Genomic DNA, 24,753 nt, shown 5'->3' on the forward strand with positions numbered 1-24,753 from the left:
GCTCCCTCCTTCGCTTTGTGGCGACACCATGTCGACCACGGTTCAACCGAAGCGCCGGGGGCAACCGCTGCCCCCTGAGAAAGCGATTATGCCATCTCAGGATGAGGGCTGCGCCGGTTCCCCCCACCTCCCAAACCACCCGCAACAAAAAAGGGGCAGACGCCAAAGCGCCCGCCCCTTCTCAAACTCTCCCGACAGGGCGCGCCGCTCACCGCCGCGCGCCTGCCCTCACAATCGCATCAGAAAAACGCCTGCAGGCCCGTCTGCGCACGGCCGAGGATCAGCGCGTGAACGTCATGCGTGCCCTCATAGGTGTTGACCGTCTCCAGGTTCTGCGCGTGGCGCATCACATGGTACTCGATCTGGATGCCGTTGCCGCCATGCATGTCGCGGGCTTGCCGCGCGATATCGAGCGCCTTGCCGCAATTGTTGCGCTTCACGATGGAGATCATCTCCGGCGCCATCCGGCCCTCGTCGAACAGCCGGCCAACGCGCAGGCTGGCCTGAAGGCCGAGCGCGATCTCGGTCTGCATGTCGGCGAGCTTCTTCTGGAAGAGCTGCGTCTGCGCCAGCGGCTTGTCGAACTGCTTGCGGTCGAGACCGTACTGGCGCGCGCGGTGCCAGCAGTCTTCCGCCGCACCCATCGCACCCCAGGAGATGCCGTAGCGCGCACGGTTCAGACAGCCGAACGGGCCGCTCAGCCCCTCGGCATTCGGCAGAAGCGCGTCTTCGCCCACTTCCACGCCGTCCATCACGATCTCGCCGGTGATCGATGCGCGCAGCGAAAGCTTGCCGCCGATCTTCGGCGCGGAAAGGCCCTTCATGCCCTTTTCGAGCACAAAGCCGCGGATCTTGTTGCCGTGCGCGGCAGACTTCGCCCACACCACGAACACATCGGCGATCGGCGAATTGGAGATCCACATCTTGGAGCCGGTCAGGCGGTAGCCGCCGTCGATCTTCTCCGCGCGCGTCTTCATGCCGCCCGGGTCCGAACCCGCATCCGGCTCCGTCAGGCCGAAGCAGCCGATATATTCGCCGGACGCGAGCTTCGGCAGATATTTCTGCTTCTGCTCTTCCGAGCCATAGGCGTGGATCGGGTACATCACCAGCGAGGACTGCACGCTCATCATGGAGCGATAGCCGGAATCGATGCGCTCCACCTCGCGCGCCACCAGACCGTAGGACACATAGCCGGCGCCCACGCCGCCATACTCCTCTGGCACCGTCACGCCCAGAAGGCCCGCCTCGCCCATTTCGCGGAAGATCGCGGCGTCGGTTTCCTCGTTCATGTAGGCGTGCTCGACGCGCGGCGCGAGCTTGTCGGCGGCAAAGGCGGCCGCGGCATCGCGGATCATGCGCTCTTCATCGGTGAGCTGGTCTTCCATGAGGAACGGGTCGTCCCACACGAAATTCGATTTCGAGGATTTCGACGCGGCTTTGGCCTGTGGTGCTTCCATATTCATATGTGCCTTCCTGATGCGGTTGCGCTCTCTCGACGCCTGACTGGAGCATACAGCATCCTATGCGAAACTGCTTCAAGCTTAAAATGATTTTTTGGAAGAGGATGGTGACGGGAGGGGATGGATTGGGGTGGGGGCTCGAACGGAGACATTCACCATGAGACACGGCACACCAATAAGCCAAACCGCCTGCGCGGTGTTTCACGCCCCATCCCACCCCGCGCCTTCGTCATCCTCGGGCCTGCCCCGGGGATCCATGCCGGTCGGTCGAAACCCGCCACAACCGCCAAGGAATGGATCCCCGGATCAAGTCCGGGGATGACGAAGGAGCGAGTGTGCAGGTTAGACCCCACCGCCTGCGCGCCCTTCTCCCCGCGAGCGGGGAGAAGGTGAGGATGAGGGGCGGGCGGCAAGCGTTTAGAATGAAATGAAGGCGGGACTGATCATGCGTCCCCCACTCCTTCGTCATCCTCGGGCCTGACCCGAGGATCCATGCCGGTCGGCCGAAACCCGCCGCAACGGTCACGGAATGAAACTCGGGTCAAGCCCGGGGTGACGCAGGGCAGGAAGCGCAATAACCCACACAGCCCTCATCCTGAGCTCGTCGAAGGGCGAGGGCGACATGGAGAGCGGCGGGAAGCGCATGGTGCATGCCTTCACCCCCGCCCTTCGACGAGCTCAGGATGAGGGTAAAGGCACGGCGATGCCGCGCTTGCCACCCTGCAGTTCGGCACCTCTCACTCGCCTGCTTGGTCCTTCACACGTGCAGGTGAAAATGAAGCTGTCCCCCTTCGTCATCCTCGGGCCCGACCCGGGGATCCATGCCGGTCGGCCGAAACCCGCCACAACCGCCAAGGAATGGATCCCCGGATCAAGTCCGGGGATGACGAAGGAGCGAGTGTGCAGGTTAGGCCCCACCGCCTGCGCGCCCTTCTCCCCGCGAGCGGGGAGAAGGTGAGGATGAGGGGCGGGCGGTAAGCGTTTAGAATGAAATGAAGGCGGGGCTGATCATGCGCCCCCCCACTCCTTCGTCATCCTCGGGCATGACCCGAGGATCCATGCCGGTCGGTCGAAACCCGCCACAACCGTCACGGAATGGATCCCCGGATCAAGTCCGGGGATGACGAAGGCGGAGGGCAGTCGCGGAAGCTCCCTTTAAAGGAAGTTCACCTTCCCCGTGGCAATGTCATAAATGCCAGCAGCGGCCTTGAGCTTGCCGGCTGCATAGAGGTCGCCGAGAATCGGGCCGGCCGTCTGCGCCCTCTCCGCGTTCAGCGTCGCATTGCGCGCTGTCGCGGTCGCCAGCAGGTCCTCCGGCTCTGCCGCCATGGCGTCGTAGACCGCAGGGCGAATGGCGTTCACGAGGCTCGGCAGGTGGCCGGGCGGCAGGGTGTTGTCCTGAATCGCCTGGATCGTGGCGTCCACCGCGCCGCAGGCCGTGTGCCCCAGCACGAGGATCGTCTTGATGCCGAGAACGGCCGCCCCGTATTCGAGGCTCGCCAGCCCGTCCTCATTGATGAAATTGCCCGCCACGCGAATGACGAAAAGCTCTCCCGGCCCCTGATCGAAGATCAGCTCGGGCGCAACACGGGAATCCGCGCAGCTCACGATGGCCGCGAAGGGCTGCTGCCCCTGCGCGCGGCTGGCGCGGCCCGCCGAATGATCGGTGTTGATAGGCTGATTGGCCACATAGCGCGCATTGCCGTCCATGAGGCGCTGCAACGCCTCGTCGGGTGAGACCGGCGCTGCCGCGCCGGTTTCGGCGGATGCACGCGCGGCAAGCGGTACAGCCATCGCAAGAGCCAGACCGCCTGTCAGCAGCCCACGACGGCTAAGAATTCCAGAGTCACAATTCACGCACATAATTCAGTCGCTTTCTAAAGTTGACCCAACGTAAAGCCGCATATCTCAAAACTTACCTGATCACTCGATTTATGTTTACACTTCTAACAATCTACATCTTCTTCCCCAGCGGGCCGCGTGGGCCGCCCTTTCCGGCCCACGCGCTCCCTCACCCCGCCCCGACACAAGTGCTGGAAAGCGGTGCGGCGTCTCTTCTCGCCACCTCCGAATCCCCGTAAAATCGCCCCCATGACTGCAGCCTCCCACACCATTCGCCAGCTAAACGACACCGTGATCAACCAGATCGCCGCAGGCGAGGTGATCGAGCGGCCGGCGAGCGTCGTGAAGGAGCTGGTGGAAAACGCACTCGACGCCGGCTCCACCCGCATTGAGGTGGCGACCGCCGGCGGCGGGCTTTCGCTGCTGCGCGTCACCGACAATGGCGGCGGCATCGCGCATGACGAGCTGCCGCTCGCCGTCTCGCGCCATTGCACGTCAAAACTCACCGACGACATTCACGACATTCGCTCGCTCGGTTTTCGCGGCGAGGCGCTGCCCTCCATCGGCTCGGTGGCGCGGCTTTCCCTGCGCTCGCGCCCGGAAGGGGCCGACAGCGCCGCCGAGATCGCCGTGGAAGGCGGGCGCGTGTCGCCGGTCCGGCCCGTGGCGGCCAATCGCGGCACCACGGTGGAGGTGCGCGATCTCTTCTTCGCCACGCCTGCACGGCTGAAATTCATGAAGAGCGAGCGCGCCGAGACCGCCGCCATCACCGAGGTGGTGAAGCGCATGGCGCTCGCCTTTCCCGAGGTGCGCTTCACCCTGACGGGCTCCGACCGCAACACGCTTGAGCTGCCCGCCGTGCCGGCCGATGGCGAGGGGCTGCTGCGCCGCATCGCGCAGGTGATGGGCAAGGATTTCTCCGAGAACACGCTGCCCATCGAGGCCGAGCGCGAGGGCGTCGCGCTGTCGGGCCATGTGTCGATCCCGTCATTTTCGCGCGGCAACGCGATGCTGCAATATTTCTATGTGAACGGGCGGCCGGTGCGCGACAAGCTCCTGACCGGGGCCATTCGCGGCGCGTACATGGACGTGCTGCCGCGCGACCGGCATGCGGTCGTCGCGCTCTTCATCTCGCTCGATCCGGCGCTGGTCGACGTGAATGTGCATCCGGCCAAGGCCGATGTGCGCTTTCGCGATCCGGGCCTTGTGCGCGGTCTCATCGTCGGCGCGATCCGCCATGCGCTGGAGATCAGCGGCATGCGCGCCTCCACCTCCGGAGCGGACGCCATGCTGGCAGCCTTCCGCCAGCCGGAGCACGCAGCGCCCGGCGGCCTTTCCGGCGGCGGTGTCGAGACCGGCGGCGGCAACGCACATTATCGCTACACCCCGCCACCGCGCCCCGCACAGGACTGGCGGCTCGACACCTCCCCCACCCGCCCTCTGGACATGACGGGCAGTGCCTCCATTGCAGGCGCAGCGCCCGCCGCCGGCGGCTTTTCCGCGCCTGCCCAGTCGGCTTTCGATGTCGGTGCCGGCCTGAGCGCCGATGCCCGCGCCGGCGAGGCCGAGGCCGCACCCGAGCTGATGCGCTCCCCGCTGGGCGCCGCGCGCGCGCAGGTGCATGAAAACTACATCGTCGCGCAGACGGAGGATTCTCTCGTCATCGTCGACCAGCACGCCGCCCATGAGCGCCTTGTCTACGAGGCCCTGAAGGAGGCGCTCCATTCCCGCGCGCTGCCCGCGCAGATGCTGCTTCTGCCCGAGATCGTGGACATGCCGGAAGAAGACGCCGACCGCGTCGCCGCCCATGCGGAGTTCCTCGCCCGTTTCGGGCTGGGGCTGGAGCGTTTCGGCCCCGGGGCCATCGCCGTGCGCGAAACCCCGTCCATGCTGGGCAAGGTCGACGTGCCGCAGCTCGTGCGCGACCTGGCCGACGAGATCGCCGAGAACGACACCGCCGACACGCTGAAGGAGCGCATCGACCACATCGCCGCGACCATGGCCTGCCACGGTTCCGTGCGCTCCGGACGGCGGCTGCGCGCCGAGGAGATGAACGCGCTTCTGCGGCAGATGGAGGCAACGCCCGGCTCCGGCACGTGCAATCACGGCCGCCCGACCTATATCGAGTTGAAGCTGACCGATATCGAACGCCTGTTCGGCAGGCGTTAGAGCATCGGACCGAAAAGTGGGTACCGGTTTTCGGGTTAATCCGATGATCCAGACCAAGACCTCACGCGGCCCCGCCGGCGACAAGCAGGTTTACTTGCTGCGGCAGGAAGGTTAAGGCCCAGAGTTGATGACAAGAGGCACCAGACGATGAACCGTTTCGAAGGACCCGGCGCGCGCGAGGCACGCATTCGCTATCTGGATGGCGACTTTCAGGTCATGACCCCCGGCGCTTTCGTGCGCTGCGCCGTCACCGAACAGCCGATCCAGCTCGATGACCTGAAATACTGGAGCGTCGAGCGCCAGGAAGCCTATGTGAGCGCCGACACCTCGCTCGCCCGCGAACTGGAAATGCATCCCGAACTGCGCAAACGCGGTTAATCGGGAACCGGTTTTCCGTCCGGGATTGCGAAAAAACAGAGAGATGGAGCGGTGCAGCGTTTCGGTGAAACGATGAACGGCTCCAGACCTATTTGAGGCTGCGTTCGCGCCAGTTCTCGATCGTGTTTTCGATGATCGTCACCGGCATGTCCGCTGCCTCGAACACCGCTTCCACCTGAAGCACCCGGCTTGCCTCGGCCAGTTCGCCGAGCGCACCGCTGCCGCCGCGCAGCCGCACAAGATCCTTCTCCGTCGTGATGAGCTGAAGCCCGTCCCTGCCGGCGGCTGCGATCAGATCGCGGGCGTCGTCATCATCATAGGGGTGATGATCGGGAAAGCTCTTCCCCTCCACCACCGCGCCGCCGGCCTCGGCAACGCTGTCGAAGAATTTCTTCGGGTTGCCGATCCCCGCAAAGGCGAGAAACCGCCCGCCCTTGATGGCGCGCATGCCACGCGGCTTGAGCCGCGCCTGAAACACCGGTCGTCCCGCCCGCGAGGTCTGGCGCACCACATGGTCGGCCGCAGTGCCCTCACCCATGGTCAGAACCGCATCGGCAAAGCGCAGCTGGTCGATCAGCCGCGCCCGCAGCGGGCCGCCTGGAATGACATGGCCATTGCCCAGCCCGCGCCGCGCATCCACCACCATCACCGCGTAATCCATGTGAATGCGCGCGCTCTGGAAACCGTCATCCATGATGATGAAGTCGCAGCCGATGCCGACCAGCTCGCGCGCGCCCGTCAGGCGATCCGGCGCTACCATGGTCGGCGCATGCCGCGCCAGAAGCAGCGGCTCGTCCCCCACATGGCGCGAGAGATCCTTTTCCGCATCCACCAGATGCGCCGTGGTCATGGAGCCGCCATGCCCGCGCGACAGGAAGCCCGGCTTGCGCCCCAGCTTCCGCGCCTGTTTCGCCAGCGCGATGGAAACGGGCGTCTTGCCCTCGCCGCCAACGGTGAAATTGCCCACGCACAGGACCGGCACATCCACTTTCGCGCGTTTGGCAGACGCCATCCGGTAGCCGGCCACAAGACCGTAAAGCGCGGAGAACGGGGCAAGGCTCCAGGCCCGCCAGTCCGCCGGCTCCCACCAGAACGGAGGCGCCTCACTGGATCGCCGCGCGTCCATTCGCACGCGCGAAGGACGATCTACACTGTTCACGGAGCATCGGGATGACCGAAAACCGGTTTCCACTTTTCGGCCCGATGCTCTAGCCATGGCCCTCATCGTCCTCAAGACGACTCTTGACGATCAGTGGATGAATATAGGGATCGAGCGCCTGCAGGGTGCGGTTCAGCGCGCCCGACATGTCGTCAACCGCAGCCCGCCCGGCCTTGATCATGGTGCGCCGTGCGGAATAATTGTTGAGCAGGAAGTTCACCCCGCCCGCCAGCATCTCGCCATCGCGCACCAGCCGCGCACCGCCCGCATCGATCAGGCGGCGATAGGCGTCGCGGAAATTCTGCACATTGCAGCCAGAAAGAACCGCCGTGCCCAGACGCGCAGGCTCAATCGGGTTCTGCCCGCCCTCGCCCGTCAGAGACCGGCCCACAAAGGCGATCTCGGTCAGGCGCAGATAAAGTCCCATCTCGCCAATCGTGTCGCCGAGCAGGATATCGACATCGGCAGACACCGCATCATTGCGGCTGCGGCGCGCCACCTTGAGGCCACGCGCCTTGAATTCCTCTTCCAGCCCGTCGGCGCGCTCGGGATGGCGCGGCACGATGATGCTGAGAATGTCGGCATGCCGTGGCTTCAGCTTTTCATGAACATCCGCCGCCACGGTCTCCTCGCCCTCATGGGTGGAGACGGCAGCCCAGGTCTCGCGCTCGCCGATCTGCCCTTCCAGAAGCGCCAGCGCCTCCGGGTCAACCGGCGGAACATGCGTATCGACCTTGAGATTGCCCGAAACGGTCACGGGCCGCGCACCCAGCGTGCGGAAGCGCTCGCCGTCAACTTCCGACTGGGCAACCACATGCGCCAGGTTCTCGAACAGCGCCTCGGCCAGATAGGGCCGCTTCTGCCAGCGCGCGAAAGAGCGATCCGACAGGCGCCCGTTGACGAGAACCTGCGGCACGCGGCGCGCGCCCAGTTCAAGGATCGTCATCGGCCAGATTTCAGACTCGGCCATGATGGCCAGATCCGGCTTCCAGTGGTTCAGAAAGCGGCTGACAGCCGGCTTTAGATCAAGCGGCACATACTGGTGGATCACATTGCCGCCAAGCCGCTCTTCCGCCACCTTGGCGGAGGTCACCGTGCCGGTGGTCAGAACGATATTGATGCCATAGCCAAGCAGATGCTCGATCAGGCCGATCACGGCCGCCGTCTCGCCAACGCTGGCTGCATGCATCCAGATCAGCGGACCTTCCGGGCGCGGCTTGCCGGCCTTGCCATAACGCTCGTGCCGGCGCACCCGGTCTTCCTTGCCCTTGCCGGCGCGCCAGACGATATAGCCGCCAATCAGCGGAAAAACCGCCGCGCCTGCCCAGCGATAGGTCGTAAGGATGGTCCGTGCCCAGCGTTCACTCATGGTCATCTATCGTCGACCAGGGCGTAGGCCTTGCGGGTCGCTTCATTGAGCGAATCCGTGACCTCGCGACGCTTCTCTTCCATCACATCCGCATCCGCATCGGCGGCGACAAAAATGGGCTCGCCCAGAATGACCGCGCTGCGCCCGAAGGGCAGATTGATGGTGGTCTTGTCCCATGTGCGCTCAAGCACCTTGCGGCGGCTCGTGGCAATGGCGACCGGCACGATTGGCCGGCCGGAAATGCGCGCCAGCGTGACGATGCCAAGCCCCGCCTCGCGCGGCGTGCCATGGGGAATATCGGCGATCATCGCGACATTGCAGCCACGGTCGATCGTCTTTTTCAGCGCGATCAGCGCCTTTGCGCCACCCTTGCGGATATCGCGCTCGCCCTTGCGCCCGCCGGAGCCGCGCACCGTATCGAAACCGAGCTTCTCGGCAACGAGCGCATTCAGCTCGGCATCGGCGCTGCGCGAAAAGAGCGCAACGATCTTGTGCTTGCGCGGATTGATCGCCGGACCAAGAATATGCTGGCCGTGCCAGAGCGCTGCAATGGCCGGCGAATGCTGATCAATCGCCGCCTGCAGGTCGTCAGACCCTTTGACACGCGGATTGGTGCGGTCGATCAGGCGAATTGCGCCCGCCATCAGCGTCGCCAGCGCCTGTTTCACAAAACGCGACTTCGCCAGCGGCTTGCGAATACGGCGCCACAGCTCCTTGAAGGGGCGCGGTCCCGTCTTCTTCCGCTTTGCGGTTACGGCAGGGGAAGGCGCAGTCGCCTTGTTTTCCATATGTGGGTCCTTGCTATCCCTTGGTCGTTTCCGACGCGGGATCGAGCAGGCGGTGTAGGTGAACGATGAAATAGCGCATATGCGCGTTATCAACGGTCTCCTGCGCTTTTGCGCGCCAGGCCTTTTCGGCAGATTTGTAATCTGGATAGATTCCAACGACGTCGAGATCATCGAGGTCGCGGAAAGTTACTCCGGTCAGCGAGGACAACTCGCCGCCAAAGACCAGATGAAGAAGCTGGGAATTCTCTTTTTTCTCGGACATGACCAAGCCCATTTGCAGACGAATGTGGCAATAAGCAAATCGCTAACCGCCCGTGTAGAGGAAAACCTCGGATTTTGGAACCGTTTAGAGCAACGGACCGAAAACTGGACACCGGTTTTTCCGCTGTTCCGACGCTCCACCGATAATGTACTCCGCGCACCCGTATGAACGCATGACGATCCAACGGATGTGATTGCGTCTTCTCACGGGAAGACGCTTACGGGCGATACTCGGGAAGCGTGGCCGTCATCGTTTCCAGCAACGCGCCACTGCCGGCAGCCAGCGCACCCTTGCGCGGATCAGCCCCGGCATAGACCGGTAATCTGCCATCGGCGTCATGCAGCGCCCCGCCCGCCTCGCGCAGGATCACATCCGCCCCCGCCAGATCCCAGTCATGGGAATTGGGCTTGACGAAAGTGGCGTCCAGCGCGCCGCTCGCCACCATGGCGATGCGATAGGCAAGCGACGGCACATAACCATAGGGCGTCGTCTTCTGGCCGACCTCTTCCGGCAGCGCCTTGACCATGGGCTTGGGACCCGCAATCACAAATGCATCGCCTGCGGGTTTTACCACGATGCGTTCCCCATTGCGAAACGCACCGCCGCCCTCAAGCCCCTGATAGGTTTCAGAAAGCTCCGGGCACTCCAGCACGCCCACGACACTTCTGCCGCGAAACGCAATGCCGATGCTCACGCACCAGATGGGCCGTCCGTCGATGAACGCGCGTGTGCCATCAATGGGATCGACGATGAACACCCGCTCGCGCGCCAGTTCGTGATCAACAGCAGCCGTTTCTTCCGAAAGCCAGCCATAGTCCGGGCGCGCCGCCATCAGGCGTTCGCGCAAAAACCGGTCCACCGCCAGATCAGCCTCGCTGACCGGCGACGTGCCGCCCTTCCACCACACTTCCGGATCGCGTCGGAAATATTTCTGCGCAATGCCGCCCGCCTCGCGCGCCACCTCGGTGACCAGCGCCAGGTCGTCCTTCAACAGATCCAGTGGGCTGTTATTTTCCGGCAAGCGTCATGCCTTCCAGAAGCAGCGTCGGCGCGGCCGTGCCGAAATTGCGGTCAATGTCATTGGCCGGGATCATGTTCAGGAACATGTCCTTCAGATTGGAGGCAATCGTGACCTCCGACACCGGATAGGTGATTTCGCCGTTCTCGATCCAGAACCCGGCAGCGCCGCGGCTGTATTCACCGGTCACGAGATTGACGCCCTGGCCGAACACTTCCGTCACGTAGAAACCTGCCTTGATGCCCGCAATGAGCGCCTCCGGCGTCTCCTCGCCCGGCTCCAGCGCCAGATTGGTCGAGGACGGGTTGACGGATGACGCACTGCGAACGCCGCGTCCATTGGTGTCGGGCAGACCAAGCTGACGCGCCACCGCCGTGGAGAGGAACCAGTGCCGCAGCACGCCATCCTCGACCATGACCAGCTTTTCGCCGGCAACGCCTTCGCCATCGAAGGGGCGCGACGAAGGCCCGCGCCTGCGCAGCGGATCGTCGGTGATGGTGATGCCGGCGGCAGCCACCGTCTTGCCCATCATGTCGCGCAGGAAGCTCGACTTGCGCGCAACGGAAGCGCCATTGATGGCAGACGCCAGATGGCCGGCAATGCCGCGCGCCACGCGCGGATCGAAAACGACCGGGAAGCGGCCCGTATCGACCTTGCGGGCGTTGAGGCGCTTGACCGCCCGTTCACCGGCACTGCGACCGATCTTCTCCGGCGCATCGAGATCCAGAAAGTGAAGCCGCGACGAGTAATCATAGTCGCGCTCCATGCCCGTGCCCTCGCCCGCCAGAACGCTTACGGAGCGGGCAAAGCGCGTCGCCTCATACTGACCGATGAAACCGTCAGACGTGGCAAGCACCATGCCGCCAGCGCCGGCGCTCGCACCGCTGCCGGAAGAATTGGTAACTCCGGCAATGTCGAGTGCGGCCGCCTCTGCGGCAAGCGCGTCTTCCTTCAGGCGGTCGGCAGAAACCTCGGTCGCATCGAACAGGTCCAGATCCGCGATGTTCTGCGCCAGCCGGCCGGGCTCGGCAAGGCTCTGATACGGATCTTCGGGCGAAGCCTTGGCCATGGCCACCGCGCGTTCGGCAAGCGGAACCGGATCGGCATTGGCGGGGGCAGAAACACTGGCAACGCGCTTACCAACGAAAACCCGCAGCGACATGTCATCGCTTTCGGAAGCCTCGGTGCCTTCCACCTTGCCCAGGCGCACCGAAACGCTCTTGGAACGGGCGCGCATGACCACCGCATCCGATGCATCCGCACCGGCTTTCGTGGCGGCCTCCACAAGGGCAGCGACGCGGTCGGCCAGCTGCTGCTTTTCGTTCTTGTCTGTCATTGCGATCCCGAATGGAAAAACGTGGCGAAAGGGGAATATCTATTTGTTTCATTTATGGTTCGCGGGTCATATGTGCAATGGTAAGCTGAATTTCCAAACAGAATCCGGAGTATCCATGGCCGTCGAAGCCGCCGCACCGCTCTACTACGAACCCCTTCTTCTTCTGGGTGGAGCCGTGATTGCAGCGCCCTTGTTCGCGCGCATCGGTCTGGGCACGATCCTCGGCTATCTGGCAGCCGGCATTGCAATCGGCCCGGTCCTGCTCCTGATCTCGGATGGAAAGGAGCTTCTGCATGTGGCGGAGCTCGGCGTCGTCTTCCTGCTCTTCATCATCGGGCTTGAGCTGAAGCCCGCGCGCTTGTGGGCAATGCGGCGAAGCATTTTCGGCATGGGCCTGATCCAGGTGTCAGTCACCGGTGTGGCGCTGGCGATGATCGCAATGCTCCTGACCGACCTTTCCTATGGCGCGGCCTTTGTCATCGGCTTCGGTCTGGCGCTCTCCTCCACGGCTTTTTCCGTCCAGACGCTGGAATCCCATGGCTCATTGAACAGCCGCTATGGCCAGACGGCCTTCTCCATCCTGCTGTTTCAGGATCTCGCCATTGCCCCGCTTCTGGCGCTGATCCCGCTGCTTTCGCCGGGTGCCGAAGGCGCGGACGCCATCAGCCTCGAACGGTTTGGGATCGCGCTCGCAAGCGTTCTCGGGCTGGTTCTGGCCGGTCGCTACCTGCTCAACCCGCTCTTCCGCGTGATCGCCAACACCGGCGCGAAGGAAGTGATGATTGCGGCCGCTCTGCTCGTGGTTCTTGGTGCCGCCGCCCTGATGGAGGTTGCCGGCCTTTCCATGGCGCTCGGCGCTTTCATCGCCGGCGTGCTTCTGGCTGAATCCTCCTTCCGGCATGAGCTGGAAGCCAATATCGAGCCGTTCCGCGGCATTCTGCTCGGCCTTTTCTTCATGGCCATCGGGCTTTCGCTCGACCTCGGCATGGTCATCGACAACTGGCTGACGATCCTGATCGCAGTGCCCATTCTGATGCTGGTCAAGGCTGTTGTACTCTATGCGATCAGCCGGGCCTTCAACTGCCAGCACAATGATGCGTTGCGCGTGGCAGCCCTTCTGCCGCAGGGCGGCGAGTTCGGCTTCGTGCTTTTCACGGCCGCTGCCTCCGCCTTCATCTTTCCCCAGGCCATGGCCTCGCTGCTCATTGCCATTGTCACCGTGTCCATGGCGCTGACGCCGCTTTCGGTGCGGATCGGCGAAATGCTGGTGCGCAATGAACCCGACGAGGAGATGGACGAGGATTTCGAAGGCGCAGGCGCTGGCGTCATGATGATCGGCTTCTCCCGTTTCGGGCAGATGGTCTCGCAGGTGCTTCTTTCGGGCGGCACGGACGTAACCATCATCGATCATTCGGCAGACCGCGTGCGTGCGGCGGCGCGGTTCGGCTTCCGCATCTATTTCGGCGACGGACGGCGCAAGGAAGTGCTGGAAGCCTCCGGCATCCGCCACGCAAAGATCGTTGCCGTCTGCACCAATGGCGCGGCGTCCACCGACCACATCGTCAACCTGATCCGCGCGGAGTTCCCGCATGTGCGGCTCTTCGTGCGCTCCTATGACCGTGCCCACACGCTCTCGCTGCGCGAGCGCGATGTCGAGTACGAGTTACGCGAAACGGTGGAATCGGCGCTGATCTTCGGCGGCAAGACGCTGCAGGCGCTCGGCACAAGCGAAGAGATCGCCAGTGAAATCGTCGAGGATGTGCGCCGGCGCGATGAAGAACGCCTGGCGATCCAGGCAGTCAAGGGCATCTATGCCGGCAACGACAAGATGCGGGTGCGCCCGGTCACGCCGGAACCGCTTGTAAAGCCCAAGCGGGAAAGCCAGCGTCTGGATCACGACAGCGAACAGTCCGCATAAGAGAACAGGGCCGCGATGAGGCCCTGTCTGCCTTCACGCATCATGCCAAGGAGCTTAGCTGGAGCTGTCCGGATGCTCAGGCATGGATCCCCGGGTCAAGCCCGGGGATGACGAGTGTGTTTTGACGCTTGTACGCAACCGTATCCGAACCGGATTGGACACCGTCCCCCGTCGTCATCCTCGGGCTTGACCCGAGGATCCATGCCGGATCGTCACAACCGCGTAATCACCCAGCCAAAGACGGCCAACGGTCTGGCTATGCCCGCGCTTTCTCGAAATTCGCAACGGCGGCCTCAACCGCCCGCTTCAATTCATCCCGAATGCGCTCTGTTTCACCGAGAATGGCCTCGACCTTCATGAAATCAAGCACCCGGAACCGCGAAACCGGCGGACGGATGAGAATGTCGGGCCGTCCGTGTTCCAGCTTCATCGCGATGATCGACATCATCATCAGCTGGCTCGCACCGAACATGAGCTCGATGGAGGTCGGCGGCTTGCCGCCCGTATCGGACGGAGAGCCCACCACATCGACGGCGATCAGGATATCGGCCTCGCCATCGATGAGGTCGAACGGAACCGGATTGTAGATGCCGCCATCGATCAGGGTGCGCTTGTTGCGCTCGATCGGGCGGAAGACGGCGGGAATGGCGGCGGAAGCGGCCAGCGCCTCCACCAGCGGACCTTGATCCAGAACGACCAGAGAATGGCCAAAGTAGTCCGTCGCGGTAACCTTGAGCGGGATTTCCAGCTCCTCGAAGGTCTCCGGCACCTCAGGCGGCAGGAAGGCGCGGATGATGCGTTCGGCATTGAACTGACCGACGCGGAACCCGCCTTCCATCATCTCGGCGAAATTGCCGGGCCGCGCCTTCCACAGGCGGCTGGCGACTTCCGTGCGACTGCTGAGGATCGCGCGCGCATGGGCATGGATGTCCGTGCCGCGCATGCCGGCGGCAAAGCCCGCGCCCATCAGCGCTCCGATGGAGGAACCGGCGATGACGGTCGGCTTGATCCCCAGTTCATCGAGCGTTTCGATAACATGAAGATGCGACAGGCCGCGTGCGCCACCACCACCGAGCGCCAGCGCGAAAGTCGGCCCGCTGCCGCTTCCCTCGCCGCCTGTCCTGCCTTTCGTCACCGCCGTTTCCATCGCTTACTCTCCGCCTTGCTTCGCCGGTCCAACCACGAGAAGCGCTGGCTTCTGCGTCAGGAGGCGTGTTGCCGCCTCCTTTACGTCATCCAGTGTTACCGCGTTGATAAGATCGGCACGGCGCTCGATATAATCAACACCCAGATCATCCTCCTGCAGGCCGACAAGCGTGCGGGCAATCGCCGTGGAGGAATCCAGATTGTTGATCGCATAGGAACCGATCACATAGGTCTTGGCTGTGTCGAGCTCTTCCTGCGTCGGCCCTTCATCGCGCAGACCCGCGATCACCTCTTCCATCACCGCAAGCGTTTCATCCGCCTTCTCGGAGCTGGTGGCCGTCTGGATCGCCAGAGACTGGGCGTGGTCGCGGCTCATCAGATAGGACGATGCGCCATAGGCAAGACCGCGCTTCTCGCGCACTTCCTGGAACAGACGCGAAGAGAACACGCCGCCGCCGAGGATCTGGTTCATCAGATAGGCGGAGAAGAACTCCGGATCGTCCCGCTCGATGCCGGGATAGACGAGACGCAGCGTGGTCTGCGGCAGGGGATAGTCGACGCGGACTTCCTGACCGAGCTTCGGCTCGATGTCTTCCACGACCTGCAGCTCCGCCTCTTCCGGCAGCGCGCCGAACACCGTGTCGAGCACGGCGGCCAGACGCTCGGCGTCAATGTCACCGACAACGCCGATGGTGAGGTTGGAGCGGCCAAAGACGCGTTTGTGGAACGCCTTCAGGTCTTCCGGCGTGATGCTCGCAAGCGTCTCCAGCGTGCCTTCCGTCGAACGCGCATAGGGGTGATCGCCATAAAGCGCCTTGGCCAGCGCTTCCCCGCCCTGCTTGCTCGGATTGCGCTCGTCGGCGCGAATGCCAACGGCGATCTGGCTGCGGATGCGCTCCACCGGGTCGATGTCGAAACGCGGGCTGGTCACCGCCAGACGCACGAGATCAAGCACCTCATCGCTGTTTTCCGAAAGCATCCGCACCTGGCCGGAGATGGCGTCGGAGCTCGCGTTGAACGACATTTCCGCGCCGAGTTCTTCCATCTTCGTCTGGAAGGCGTCGGAATCGAGATCGCCCGCACCTTCATCGAACAGGCCCGTCATCAGATTCGCCAGACCGGCCTTGCCATCCGGATCCTGCGCAGCACCGCTGTCGAACGAGAACTGCATGGTGATGATCGGCAGCGAATGGTCCTCGACCAGCCACGCCTCAACGCCCTTTTCGGAGGAAACCTCCTGGATTTTCACCGCTGCCTGAACAGGCCCGGCAACGAGAATAAGGGCCAGCAGCGTTCCGGCCTTGAAAAAACTGCGCATGAAAGCACCCGGTATGAAATTCAATGTCTGGCTCATGAACGCTCTTCCCCTTCGGGAAGGAGATAGCCTTTGACCGCACGGTCAAGGTCCAGATAGCGCTCGGCCGCAGCCTTCACGTCTTCCACCGTCACGGCATCAAGCCGCTCGGGCAGGCTCGTAACGTCCTCGACCGTTCCGCCGGTGGTCAGCACCGCGCCGAACAGGTTTGCGCTGCGCACCTGGCTGTCGCGCAGGAAGATCTGGTCGCGCTGGATCTTGGTGCGCGCCGTGTCGAGTTCTTCCTGGGTAACACCCTCGTTCTTGATCTTCTCGATCTGCGCGATGATCGCCTTCTCGACGGTCGCCAGATCCGCGTCGCCACGCGGCTGACCGTAGAGAACGAGCGCGGAATAGTCATAGGCCGAGCCCTGCAGATAGCTGCCGACGCTTGCCGCGACACCCTGCTTGACCACGAGTTCCTGATAGAGGCGGCTGCGCAGCCCCTCGCCCAGGATTTCCGAGAGAATGGCAACGGCCTCGAACTCGCCCTTCTCGGCGGTCCGGTAGGAGGGAACGAACCAGTTGATCGAAAGGTTCGGCACGCTCACGCGCGGATCGCGCAGCGACACTTCGCGTGCGGTCTTCTGCACCGGCTCCATGGGGCGCGCACGCGGCGCAAGGTCCGGCCCGCGCGCGATCTTGCCGTAGGTTTCCTCGGCCATCTCGCGCACGTTCTCCGGGTCTACATCGCCGGCGACCACCAGAACGGCGTTGTTGGGCGTGTAGAAGCGGTCGTAGAAGCTCTTCAGGTCGTCATGGGTCAGACCCTCGATTTCCTGCTGCCAGCCAATCACCGGAATTCCATAAGGATGGTTCTGGTAAAGCGTGGCGTTCAGCTCTTCCGACAGGATGGAGGACGGCACATTGTCGACGCGCTGGTGGCGTTCTTCGAGAACCACCTTGCGCTCGGTCTCGATGTTTTCTTCCGAAAGCACCAGATTGCGCATGCGATCCGCCTCAAACTGCATCATTTCCGGCAGTTCGGAGGGGGCGACCTGCTGGTAATAGGCCGTGAAATCGTAGGATGTGAAGGCGTTCTCATTGCCGCCGACCGCAGCGATGGCGTCGGAGAACTCGCCCGAAGGATAGGTGCTCGTGCCCTTGAACATCAGATGTTCGAAGAAATGGGCGATGCCCGATTTTCCCGGGTCCTCATCGGCGCTGCCAACCTTGTACCACAGCATATGGGTGGCGACAGGTGCCCGGTGATCCGGGATCACGACAACTTCGAGGCCGTTCTCTAAGGTGAAACTGGAAACGGCAGTGTCGTCCTTGGCTTCCTGCGCGATGGCTATGGACGGCGCTGCAACTGCAACGATAACTGCGAATGCCGCATGACGCGCGACACCCGCGATGGGATTTTTCATGGACAAGCCCTGTTTGTTTCTGGTGTGCCCGCGCACAATGGCACGAGCTCATAACAGGGCAAAGCTATCGGTGCAAAAGTGACGAAACTCAGGCGAGCTCGACAAAGCTCGCACAGGAGGTGCCATATTCACGCCGTTCGATAAGGCGGAATCCCTCCGGCGGCTGGAAGGGAGAACCCGCTGCTTCCTCGACCATGATCAGCGCTCCGGGCTTCAGCCAACCGCCTGAACGGGCCGCTGCAAGCGCCTGTTCTCCAAAGCCTTTGCCATAGGGCGGATCGGCCAGAACGAGGTCGAATGGCAGCATCGTCCCCACCTCGCCGAGACGCGTTGCATCACGGCGAAAGATCTTGCTGCGGCCCTGAAGGCCAAGATTCTCGACATTTGTGCGGATCAGGGCGCGGGCCGCCGCCGCTTCTTCCACGAAAAGGGCAAATGACGCCCCCCGCGAAAGCGCTTCCAGCCCGAGCGCGCCCGTGCCGGCGAAGAGGTCGAGAACACGCGCATCCTCGATGCGGTCCGCATAACGGTGCTCAAGAATGTTGAACAGCGCCTGCCGTGTGCGGTCCGTCGTCGGCCGAATGGCGTCCGAAGCGGGCGTCACCAGATTGCGGCCGCGAAACTCTCCACCCACAATCCGCATGGCCTAGCTGTCCCGGCCCGGCTTCTTGCCCGCAGGACGCCCCTTGCCCGGACGCGGCGCGCCACCCGGCTTGCCTGCTCCGGGTTTGCCAAAGGATTTTCCCGCTCCCGGCTTGCCGCCCGGTTTTCCAAAGCTCTTGCCACCAGGCTTGCCGCCCTTTGCGAAACGCGGCTTGTCACCCGATGCGGGACGATCATCGCGCGAGCGGAAAGGCCGGTCCTGACGGTCCCCGCGTCCTTCACCGGACGGTTTTCCGTCCCGCGAGAAGCGCGGCCTGTCATTGCCGCCGGAGCGCTCGTCACGATCCGGACGGCCCTTGCCGAAAGGCTTGTCGCCACGCGGGCGGAAAGGCCTGTCCTCGCGGTCGCCGCGTCCCTCGCCCGACGGTTTGCCACCACGGGCAAAACGCGGCCTGTCGCTGCCACCCGAACGCTCGTCACGATCCGGACGGCCCTGTCCGTAAGGCTTGTCGCCGCGCGGACGGAAAGGCCTGTCCTCGCGGTCGCCGCGTCCCTCGCCCGACGGTTTGCCGCCACGGGCAAAACGCGGCCTGTCGCTGCCACCCGAACGCTCGTCACGATCCGGACGGCCCTGACCGTAAGGCTTGTCGCCGCGCGGACGGAAAGGCCTGTCCTCACGGTCGCCACGTCCCTCGCCCGACGGTTTGCCGCCACGGGCAAAACGCGGCCTGTCGCCGCCACCCGAACGCTCGTCACGCTCCGGGCGGCCCTGACCGTAAGGCTTGTCGCCACGCGGGCGGAATGGCTTGCCGCCGCGCTCTGCGCCGCCCGGCTTCGGCCCGCGCTTCATCGGCTGATCGCCGGCGGCTTCCGCCTCGGCCTGTTTCTTCTTGCTCAGCGGCCGTGCGCCGGGCGCCATCCAGACGTGGCTGCCACGGTTCTGGCGCGGTCCACGCTCTTCCTCGCGGCGGGCCGGACGCGTCTGCAGACGGTCACGGGCGGCTTCGCGTTTGTCTTCACGGTCGCGCTTGCGGTTCTTGATGAAGATCTTGCCGCCATCGCGTTCACGACCGGCCTGCTTCTCCTCGGCCTCGGCCTCGCGCTGCTTGTAGCCTGCGCGCACCGGCTTGTTGGAGAACGGGGTCGTGATGGGCGCATCGAAATTCGCACCGGCCTTCTCGACCAGACGCTCGCCAAGCTGCTCGCGCAGGGTGCGGCCCTTCACTTCCTGAACCTCGCCTTCGGCCAGCGCACCAAGCTGGAAGGGGCCGTAGGAAATGCGGATCAGGCGCGTGACCTCAAGGCCCAGCGCGCCAAGTACGTTCTTGACCTCACGGTTTTTGCCTTCGCGCAGGCCCAGCGTCAGCCAGGCATTGCTGCCCTGCTCGCGGTCGAGCGACGCCTCGATCGCGCCGTAGAACACCCCATCAACGGCAATGCCGTCCTTCAGGCCTTCAAGCGCAGTCGCATCGACCTTGCCGTGAACGCGCACGCGGTAGCGGCGCAGCCAGCCCGTTTCGGGCAGTTCCAGCGCGCGGGCCAGACCACCATCATTGGTCAGAACCAGAAGGCCCTCGGTGTTGATGTCCAGACGGCCGACCGTGATCAGGCGCGGGAGCCCTTCGGGCAGCGTGTCGAAAATGGTCTTGCGGCCCTCGGGGTCGCGGTTGGTGGTAACGACACCGCCCGGCTTGTGGAACAGGAAGAGGCGCGTGCGCTCGACTGCCGGCAACGGCTCGCCATCCAGCAGGATGCGATCGGAATCCCCGACATTGAATGCGGGCGTCGTCAGAACCTTTCCGTTCACCGAAACACGACCGGCCTCGATGATCGCCTCGGCGTCGCGGCGCGAGGCAACGCCCGCGCGCGCCAGCCGCTTGGCGATGCGCTCGGTGCCGGCCCTGTCGGCGTCCTGCGGGGCCGCGTCCTTCCGGTGAGCGGATTTCTGCGGCTTGTCTTCCCGGTTTGTATCTTGGGGCCGGTTCGTGTCTTTGGATCGGTCGTTCGTCATGATGGCCTTTTGCCCTGGGTCTCCGCAATACGCACTATGCGGCGGAAACGCTCCAGTAAATTAAATCAGAGATCGCACGGCGCGAAAATCGATTCCGATTTCAAACCCGATGCTATAGAGGCGGCTAGGTATCAAGTCGCAGTGCCACTTGCGAGCAAAAAGATTGAGCAGACCGACGAAAGCGAACTACACCGGCTTCATGGACGCCGCCCTCGAAGAGGCGCGGCTTGCCGCCGAACGCGGCGAAGTGCCGGTCGGCGCAGTGATTGTCCATGACGGTGCGATCATCGCCCGCGCCGGCAACCGCACCCGCGAATGTAACGACCCCACCGCCCATGCAGAAATCGTCGCCATTCGCGAGGCCTGCGAAAAACTCGGTTCCGAGCGCCTGACCGGCGCTGATCTTTACGTGACGCTGGAACCCTGCGCCATGTGCGCCGGCGCAATCTCGTTCGCCCGCATCCGCCGCCTCTATTTTGGCGCAAGCGACGAGAAAGGCGGTGCCGTCACCAGCGGTGCGCGCTTCTACACGCTTCCCACCTGCCACCACGCGCCGGATGTCTATCCCGGCATCGGTGAAGCCGATGCTGCCGAAATGCTCAAGAGCTTCTTCAAGAAGCAGCGTTGAACGAAACCAGCCTGCTGACGAAAACAGCGGGCCATGGCCCGCTGTGTCTCAATTGATGATCATTCGGCGATGATCAACCGCCCCAGGGCCAGAGACGGCCCAGGTCGAATCCGCCGCCGCCCTTCTGTGCGGCCTTCTTGGCTTCGCGGGCCTTCTTGGCCTCATCGTCACCCAGCACGCCTGTCGGCGCGGTGTCTGCCGGCTGGCGATAGGTCGTCGGCGGCTCGCTTAGATAGCGGCGCTGCGTCGGCGTGCCCTGTGCGGAGACGGATGCGGCGCGGCGCTTGAAATATTCCTCGCGCTGCTTCTTGGCGACTTCGGGATTGATGAAGCCGTCATCGCTACGCGCGTTCACGCCAATATCGCGCTCGACGGGCGACTTGTAGAAGCGGTTGTCCTGGTTCTCGGTGGCTTCAGCGCGGATGCGGGCAAGCCGCTCTTCCGGCGATTCGGGCCATGCCGGGTTCGATGTCGAAGCCACGTTTTCCTGCGGCGGCGGCAGAACCTCGGTGGAGGACGGCATCACGATGCCGGCGCGCGGCTTGTATTCGATCTTCTCCCTGTCACGCGGACCAAGAGAGAGAACACCCGTCACATCCTCGATAAGCTGCTGGTCGGCCGTTTTGTCGGTGCCATAGGTCGGAGACCCCATGCAGCCGGACAAAAGGACAGCCGAAAGGCACAGCGCGCCCGAAGCCGCAACCGCGCGCACGGAAGGCCGTGACGTTGTGGTTTCCGTTCTCTTCACTGCCACCTCTCTCCCAGAGTGCCGCCGCTCGGGCTTGGCAATCTGCTTGTCGTCCATTGTTCCAGACCGTCGGGGTATTCAGTTTCCGCGTGTCGCGCATGAATCCGGCGACAACGTGGCGTCCCTACCCGGCGGCATTTGTAGCGAAGGCGACCGCGGGAAGCAATCGGCAGCGCCGAAGCTTCCCCCGTATCCGCTAACGCCTGCCCGCCTAAAGGCGGCCAAGCGCCTGCAGTTCATGCAGCGCAGCCGCATCGCGCGCCGACACTTCCGGGAATGCGGGATCGGAGCCCACATCGTCCGTGTAGCGCCAGGAGCGCGCGCATTTCTCGCCACCGGCCCGCGCGAAGACAACACCGACACCCGGCACATCTTCAAGCGTGAACGCATCGGCCGGCGGCGCTTCGTGCCGCACGTCGATGCCGCTGGTGATGCAGATATCGGCCATGTCGCGATCGGCGATGGCCTGCTGCAGGCCCTCATCGTTCACATAGACGACCGGAGCGGCCTCCAGCGAGGAGCCGATGGTCTTTTCCTTGCGTTCGATCTCGAGCGCGCCCGTCACGACACGACGCACCTGGCGGATCTTGCGCCATTTCTCGGCCAGCGCATCGTCGCGCCACTCCTGCGAAATCGCCGGGAACTGCTCCAGATGAACGGAGCGCGCATCGGGATGACGCTCAAGCCATGCCTCTTCCATGGTGAAGGGCAGCATCGGCGCAAGCCAGGTGACGAGGCAGTCGAACAGCGTGCGGACCACCTGAAGCGACGCCTTGCGGCGCACACTCGACGGCGCATCGCAGTAAAGCGCGTCCTTGCGAACGTCGAAGTAGAACGCCGACAGTTCCACGACCATGAAGTCGAGCAATGAGCGGATGATGCGCTTGAAGTCGAAATTGTCGTAGCCCTTGCGCACCACCTCGTCGAGCTCGGCGAGACGGTGGAGCATCAGGCGCTCCAGCTCCGGCATCTCGGCGAAAGGCACATCCTCGCCCGTGTCGTGGGCGAGCGTGCCCAGCATCCAGCGGGTCGTGTTCCTGAGCTTGCGATAGGCGTCGACATTGGTCTGGATGACCGATTTGCCGAGGCGCTGGTCTTCCCAGTAATCGGTCGTGGCAACCCACAGACGCAGAATGTCTGCGCCCGACTGGTTCATGATGTCCTGCGGCACCACGGTGTTGCCCAGCGACTTCGACATCTTACGGCCATCCTCGGCCATGGTGAAGCCGTGGGTGATGACCGTGTCGTAAGGCGCCCTGCCCCGCGTCGCGCAGCTTTCCAGAAGCGAGGAGTGGAACCAGCCGCGATGCTGGTCGGACCCTTCCAGATAGACATCGGCGGGCCATTTCAGGTCCGGCCGGTCTTCCAGCGTGAAGGTGTGCGTGGAACCGGAATCGAACCACACATCCAGAATGTCCATCACCTGCTTCCAGGGCTCGCCGGCGCGCGCGCCGAGGAAGCGCTCGCGTGCGCCTTCGGCAAACCATGCATCCGCGCCCTCGGCCTCGAAAGCGTCGAGAATGCGCTGGTTGACGGCCTCGTCCTTCAGCACATTGCCGTCTTCATCGGCAAACACGCAGATCGGCACGCCCCAGGCGCGCTGGCGCGACAGCACCCAGTCGGGACGGTCGGCGATCATGGCGCGCAGGCGCGCCTGACCGGCAGAAGGCACGAAACGGGTCTCGTCAATGGCCTTCAGCGCGCGCGAACGCAGCGTCGATGCATCGCCCAGATCCTTGTCCATATAGACAAACCACTGCGGCGTGTTGCGGAAGATGACCGGCTTCTTGGAGCGCCAGGAATGCGGATAGGAGTGTTTTAGCCGCCCGCGCGCGAACAGCATGTTTTTGCCGATCAGCGCTTCGATGACCGCCTTGTTGGCGTCGCCCTTCTTGCCCTTGTCGTCGATGACGCGGGCAGGACCGCCTTCGCGGTCGGGACCGAAGCCGGGCGCATCCTTGGTGAAGTAGCCGGCGTCGTCCACGGTGAAGGGGATCGCCGGGTCGATGCCGCGCGCCTGCAGGTCACGGGCCGAATCCATCCAGGCGTCAAAGTCCTCGCGGCCATGGCCGGGCGCGGTGTGCACGAAGCCCGTACCCGCATCGTCGGTGACGTGATCACCCGGCAGAAGCGGAACGGTGAACTCGTAACCGCCGCCAACGCCCTTGAGCGGATGCGCGCAGACCATCGCGCCGAGTTCGGCAGCCGACACATCGCGCAGGCGCTTGTACTCAAGCTTCGCCTTGGCAAACGACTCTTCCGCCAGCGCATCGGCAAAGATCAGCTTTTCGCCGGCCTGCGGCCCGAAATCGTTCTCCGCACCGGTGACCTCGTAAAGGCCATAGGAGATGCGCGACGAATAGGAGACGGCGCGGTTGCCCGGGATCGTCCAGGGCGTGGTGGTCCAGATGACAACGCATGCGCCGTCAAGATCCGCAGCGCCATCGATCAGCGGGAATTTGACCCAGATCGTGTCGCTCTCGTGATCGTGATACTCGACCTCGGCCTCGGCCAGCGCCGTGCGCTCGACCACCGACCACATCACCGGCTTGGAGCCGCGATAGAGCTGGCCCGACATGGCGAATTTCAAAAGCTCGCCGGCGATCCGGGACTCTGCGTGGAAATCCATCGTCTTGTAGGGCTTCTTGAAGTCGCCCTCGATGCCCAGCCGGAGGAACTCATCCGACTGGACCTGGATCCAGTTGGCGGCGAAGTCACGGCATTCCTGACGGAACTCGTTGACCGGAACCTCGTCCTTGTTCTTGCCCTTGGCGCGGTACTGTTCCTCGATCTTCCATTCAATCGGCAGACCGTGGCAATCCCAGCCGGGCACATAGTTGGAATCATATCCGCGCATCTGGAAGGAGCGCGTGATGATGTCCTTGAGAACCTTGTTCAGCGCATGGCCGATATGGATGTTGCCATTGGCGTAGGGCGGGCCGTCATGCAGCACGAATTTCGGACGCCCGGCGGCATCCTCGCGCAGGAGGCGGTAAAGGTCCATGTCCTGCCAGCGCTCAACGAGCTGCGGCTCCTTCTTGGGAAGGCCGGCGCGCATCGGAAACTCGGTCTGAGGCAGGTTGAGGGTTTTGGAATAATCGATCTTTTCGGACGTCTCGGTCATTGTCTCGCCATGAGATGGGCAAAGCAGCGAAGGGCTTCGCCATAGCCATTATCGTAAAACGGAAAAAGCG

Annotated in this window: 19 protein-coding genes; 4 read left to right on the plus strand and 15 right to left on the minus strand. The window is 63.7% G+C overall.

What is annotated here, in order from left to right; genetic code table 11:
* Positions 1-239: 239 nt before the first annotated feature.
* Both AC4PTT_RS16260 and AC4PTT_RS16265 read right to left on the minus strand, forming a co-directional pair.
* Positions 240-1,463 (minus strand): acyl-CoA dehydrogenase, encoded by a 1,224-nt coding sequence (locus tag AC4PTT_RS16260; RefSeq protein ID WP_390881183.1) that lies wholly within the window; start codon positions 1,461-1,463, stop codon positions 240-242.
* A 1,152-nt stretch (positions 1,464-2,615) separates the two neighbouring features.
* Positions 2,616-3,323: a carbonic anhydrase gene (locus AC4PTT_RS16265; RefSeq protein ID WP_492161651.1), complete on the minus strand. Its 708-nt coding sequence runs from the start codon at positions 3,321-3,323 to the stop codon at positions 2,616-2,618.
* 228 nt (positions 3,324-3,551) lie between these two features.
* Between AC4PTT_RS16265 and mutL the strand changes: the two genes are divergently transcribed.
* The gene (mutL, locus tag AC4PTT_RS16270) at positions 3,552-5,471 is read left to right on the plus strand and encodes a DNA mismatch repair endonuclease MutL (RefSeq protein WP_492161652.1); all 1,920 of its coding nucleotides are present in this window, start codon (positions 3,552-3,554) and stop codon (positions 5,469-5,471) included.
* Positions 5,472-5,618: 147 nt separating this feature from the next.
* Positions 5,619-5,849, plus strand: coding sequence for a DUF2093 domain-containing protein (locus AC4PTT_RS16275; protein ID WP_113154340.1), 231 nt, complete (start codon positions 5,619-5,621; stop codon positions 5,847-5,849).
* Between the two features lie 88 nt (positions 5,850-5,937).
* Here AC4PTT_RS16275 and lpxK read toward each other — a convergent pair whose 3' ends face one another.
* The 6 genes from lpxK to AC4PTT_RS16305 all read right to left on the minus strand — a co-directional run bounded on the left by lpxK (position 5,938) and on the right by AC4PTT_RS16305 (position 11,781).
* Positions 5,938-6,975, minus strand: coding sequence for a tetraacyldisaccharide 4'-kinase (gene lpxK / locus AC4PTT_RS16280; protein ID WP_283801357.1), 1,038 nt, complete (start codon positions 6,973-6,975; stop codon positions 5,938-5,940).
* Between the two features lie 82 nt (positions 6,976-7,057).
* On the minus strand, positions 7,058-8,377 hold the full coding sequence (gene waaA, locus AC4PTT_RS16285) for a lipid IV(A) 3-deoxy-D-manno-octulosonic acid transferase (RefSeq protein ID WP_206544733.1): 1,320 nt from the start codon (positions 8,375-8,377) through the stop codon (positions 7,058-7,060).
* A 2-nt stretch (positions 8,378-8,379) separates the two neighbouring features.
* Positions 8,380-9,165, minus strand: a complete 786-nt coding sequence (locus tag AC4PTT_RS16290) for a lysophospholipid acyltransferase family protein (RefSeq protein ID WP_206554383.1) — start codon at positions 9,163-9,165, stop codon at positions 8,380-8,382.
* 13 nt (positions 9,166-9,178) lie between these two features.
* A complete protein-coding gene (locus tag AC4PTT_RS16295; RefSeq protein WP_113156194.1) occupies positions 9,179-9,427 on the minus strand; it encodes a DUF4170 domain-containing protein in 249 nt (82 codons plus the stop codon).
* Between the two features lie 217 nt (positions 9,428-9,644).
* The gene (locus AC4PTT_RS16300) at positions 9,645-10,448 is read right to left on the minus strand and encodes a 3'(2'),5'-bisphosphate nucleotidase CysQ (protein WP_492161653.1); all 804 of its coding nucleotides are present in this window, start codon (positions 10,446-10,448) and stop codon (positions 9,645-9,647) included.
* On the minus strand, positions 10,435-11,781 hold the full coding sequence (locus AC4PTT_RS16305; protein WP_420506999.1) for a TldD/PmbA family protein: 1,347 nt from the start codon (positions 11,779-11,781) through the stop codon (positions 10,435-10,437). Before AC4PTT_RS16305 ends, AC4PTT_RS16300 begins: the two co-directional genes overlap by 14 nt.
* 115 nt (positions 11,782-11,896) lie before the next feature.
* On the opposite strand from AC4PTT_RS16305, the gene AC4PTT_RS16310 reads away from it, so the two are divergent.
* Positions 11,897-13,699 carry a monovalent cation:proton antiporter-2 (CPA2) family protein gene (locus AC4PTT_RS16310; protein ID WP_492161654.1) on the plus strand — a complete coding sequence of 601 codons (1,803 nt, stop codon included), beginning with the start codon at positions 11,897-11,899 and terminating at the stop codon, positions 13,697-13,699.
* Between the two features lie 256 nt (positions 13,700-13,955).
* Here the strand turns inward: AC4PTT_RS16310 and AC4PTT_RS16315 are convergent, their stop codons facing one another.
* The 5 genes from AC4PTT_RS16315 to AC4PTT_RS16335 all read right to left on the minus strand — a co-directional run bounded on the left by AC4PTT_RS16315 (position 13,956) and on the right by AC4PTT_RS16335 (position 20,183).
* Positions 13,956-14,846 carry a patatin-like phospholipase family protein gene (locus tag AC4PTT_RS16315; RefSeq protein ID WP_297563030.1) on the minus strand — a complete coding sequence of 297 codons (891 nt, stop codon included), beginning with the start codon at positions 14,844-14,846 and terminating at the stop codon, positions 13,956-13,958.
* Between the two features lie 3 nt (positions 14,847-14,849).
* Positions 14,850-16,199 (minus strand): M16 family metallopeptidase, encoded by a 1,350-nt coding sequence (locus AC4PTT_RS16320; protein ID WP_113154333.1) that lies wholly within the window; start codon positions 16,197-16,199, stop codon positions 14,850-14,852.
* A complete protein-coding gene (locus tag AC4PTT_RS16325; RefSeq protein ID WP_492161655.1) occupies positions 16,196-17,569 on the minus strand; it encodes a M16 family metallopeptidase in 1,374 nt (457 codons plus the stop codon). The genes AC4PTT_RS16320 and AC4PTT_RS16325 overlap by 4 nt, the downstream gene beginning before the upstream one ends.
* An 88-nt stretch (positions 17,570-17,657) precedes the next feature.
* Positions 17,658-18,212 carry a 16S rRNA (guanine(966)-N(2))-methyltransferase RsmD gene (gene rsmD / locus AC4PTT_RS16330; RefSeq protein ID WP_492161656.1) on the minus strand — a complete coding sequence of 185 codons (555 nt, stop codon included), beginning with the start codon at positions 18,210-18,212 and terminating at the stop codon, positions 17,658-17,660.
* Positions 18,213-18,215: 3 nt separating this feature from the next.
* Positions 18,216-20,183 carry a pseudouridine synthase gene (locus AC4PTT_RS16335; RefSeq protein ID WP_492161657.1) on the minus strand — a complete coding sequence of 656 codons (1,968 nt, stop codon included), beginning with the start codon at positions 20,181-20,183 and terminating at the stop codon, positions 18,216-18,218.
* Between the two features lie 199 nt (positions 20,184-20,382).
* Here AC4PTT_RS16335 and AC4PTT_RS16340 point away from each other — a divergent pair, with 199 nt between their 5' ends.
* Complete coding sequence (locus tag AC4PTT_RS16340; RefSeq protein WP_113156193.1) at positions 20,383-20,811, plus strand: nucleoside deaminase; 429 nt, start codon at positions 20,383-20,385, stop codon at positions 20,809-20,811.
* Positions 20,812-20,884: 73 nt separating this feature from the next.
* Here the strand turns inward: AC4PTT_RS16340 and AC4PTT_RS16345 are convergent, their stop codons facing one another.
* Both AC4PTT_RS16345 and ileS read right to left on the minus strand, forming a co-directional pair.
* On the minus strand, positions 20,885-21,559 hold the full coding sequence (locus AC4PTT_RS16345) for a hypothetical protein (RefSeq protein WP_206544724.1): 675 nt from the start codon (positions 21,557-21,559) through the stop codon (positions 20,885-20,887).
* 211 nt (positions 21,560-21,770) lie between these two features.
* Positions 21,771-24,683: an isoleucine--tRNA ligase gene (gene ileS, locus AC4PTT_RS16350; RefSeq protein WP_492161658.1), complete on the minus strand. Its 2,913-nt coding sequence runs from the start codon at positions 24,681-24,683 to the stop codon at positions 21,771-21,773.
* Positions 24,684-24,753: the final 70 nt, after the last annotated feature.

This window comes from Nitratireductor sp. WH36-1 (assembly GCF_058725515.1).

Bases quoted from the DNA above. Each gene is read 5' to 3' on its own strand.
- AC4PTT_RS16320 (WP_113154333.1), bottom strand. From the start codon at position 16,199: ATGAGCCAGACATTGAATTTCATACCGGGTGCTTTCATGCGCAGTTTT.
- waaA (WP_206544733.1), bottom strand. From the start codon at position 8,377: ATGAGTGAACGCTGGGCACGGACCATCCTTACGACCTATCGCTGGGCA.
- AC4PTT_RS16290 (WP_206554383.1), bottom strand. From the start codon at position 9,165: ATGGAAAACAAGGCGACTGCGCCTTCCCCTGCCGTAACCGCAAAGCGG.
- AC4PTT_RS16340 (WP_113156193.1), top strand. From the start codon at position 20,383: ATGGACGCCGCCCTCGAAGAGGCGCGGCTTGCCGCCGAACGCGGCGAA.
- AC4PTT_RS16325 (WP_492161655.1), bottom strand. From the start codon at position 17,569: ATGAAAAATCCCATCGCGGGTGTCGCGCGTCATGCGGCATTCGCAGTT.
- rsmD (WP_492161656.1), bottom strand. From the start codon at position 18,212: ATGCGGATTGTGGGTGGAGAGTTTCGCGGCCGCAATCTGGTGACGCCC.
- ileS (WP_492161658.1), bottom strand. From the start codon at position 24,683: ATGACCGAGACGTCCGAAAAGATCGATTATTCCAAAACCCTCAACCTG.
- lpxK (WP_283801357.1), bottom strand. From the start codon at position 6,975: ATGGACGCGCGGCGATCCAGTGAGGCGCCTCCGTTCTGGTGGGAGCCG.
- AC4PTT_RS16295 (WP_113156194.1), bottom strand. From the start codon at position 9,427: ATGTCCGAGAAAAAAGAGAATTCCCAGCTTCTTCATCTGGTCTTTGGC.
- mutL (WP_492161652.1), top strand. From the start codon at position 3,552: ATGACTGCAGCCTCCCACACCATTCGCCAGCTAAACGACACCGTGATC.
- AC4PTT_RS16265 (WP_492161651.1), bottom strand. From the start codon at position 3,323: ATGTGCGTGAATTGTGACTCTGGAATTCTTAGCCGTCGTGGGCTGCTG.
- AC4PTT_RS16305 (WP_420506999.1), bottom strand. From the start codon at position 11,781: ATGACAGACAAGAACGAAAAGCAGCAGCTGGCCGACCGCGTCGCTGCC.
- AC4PTT_RS16335 (WP_492161657.1), bottom strand. From the start codon at position 20,183: ATGACGAACGACCGATCCAAAGACACGAACCGGCCCCAAGATACAAAC.
- AC4PTT_RS16260 (WP_390881183.1), bottom strand. From the start codon at position 1,463: ATGAATATGGAAGCACCACAGGCCAAAGCCGCGTCGAAATCCTCGAAA.
- AC4PTT_RS16315 (WP_297563030.1), bottom strand. From the start codon at position 14,846: ATGGAAACGGCGGTGACGAAAGGCAGGACAGGCGGCGAGGGAAGCGGC.
- AC4PTT_RS16310 (WP_492161654.1), top strand. From the start codon at position 11,897: ATGGCCGTCGAAGCCGCCGCACCGCTCTACTACGAACCCCTTCTTCTT.
- AC4PTT_RS16275 (WP_113154340.1), top strand. From the start codon at position 5,619: ATGAACCGTTTCGAAGGACCCGGCGCGCGCGAGGCACGCATTCGCTAT.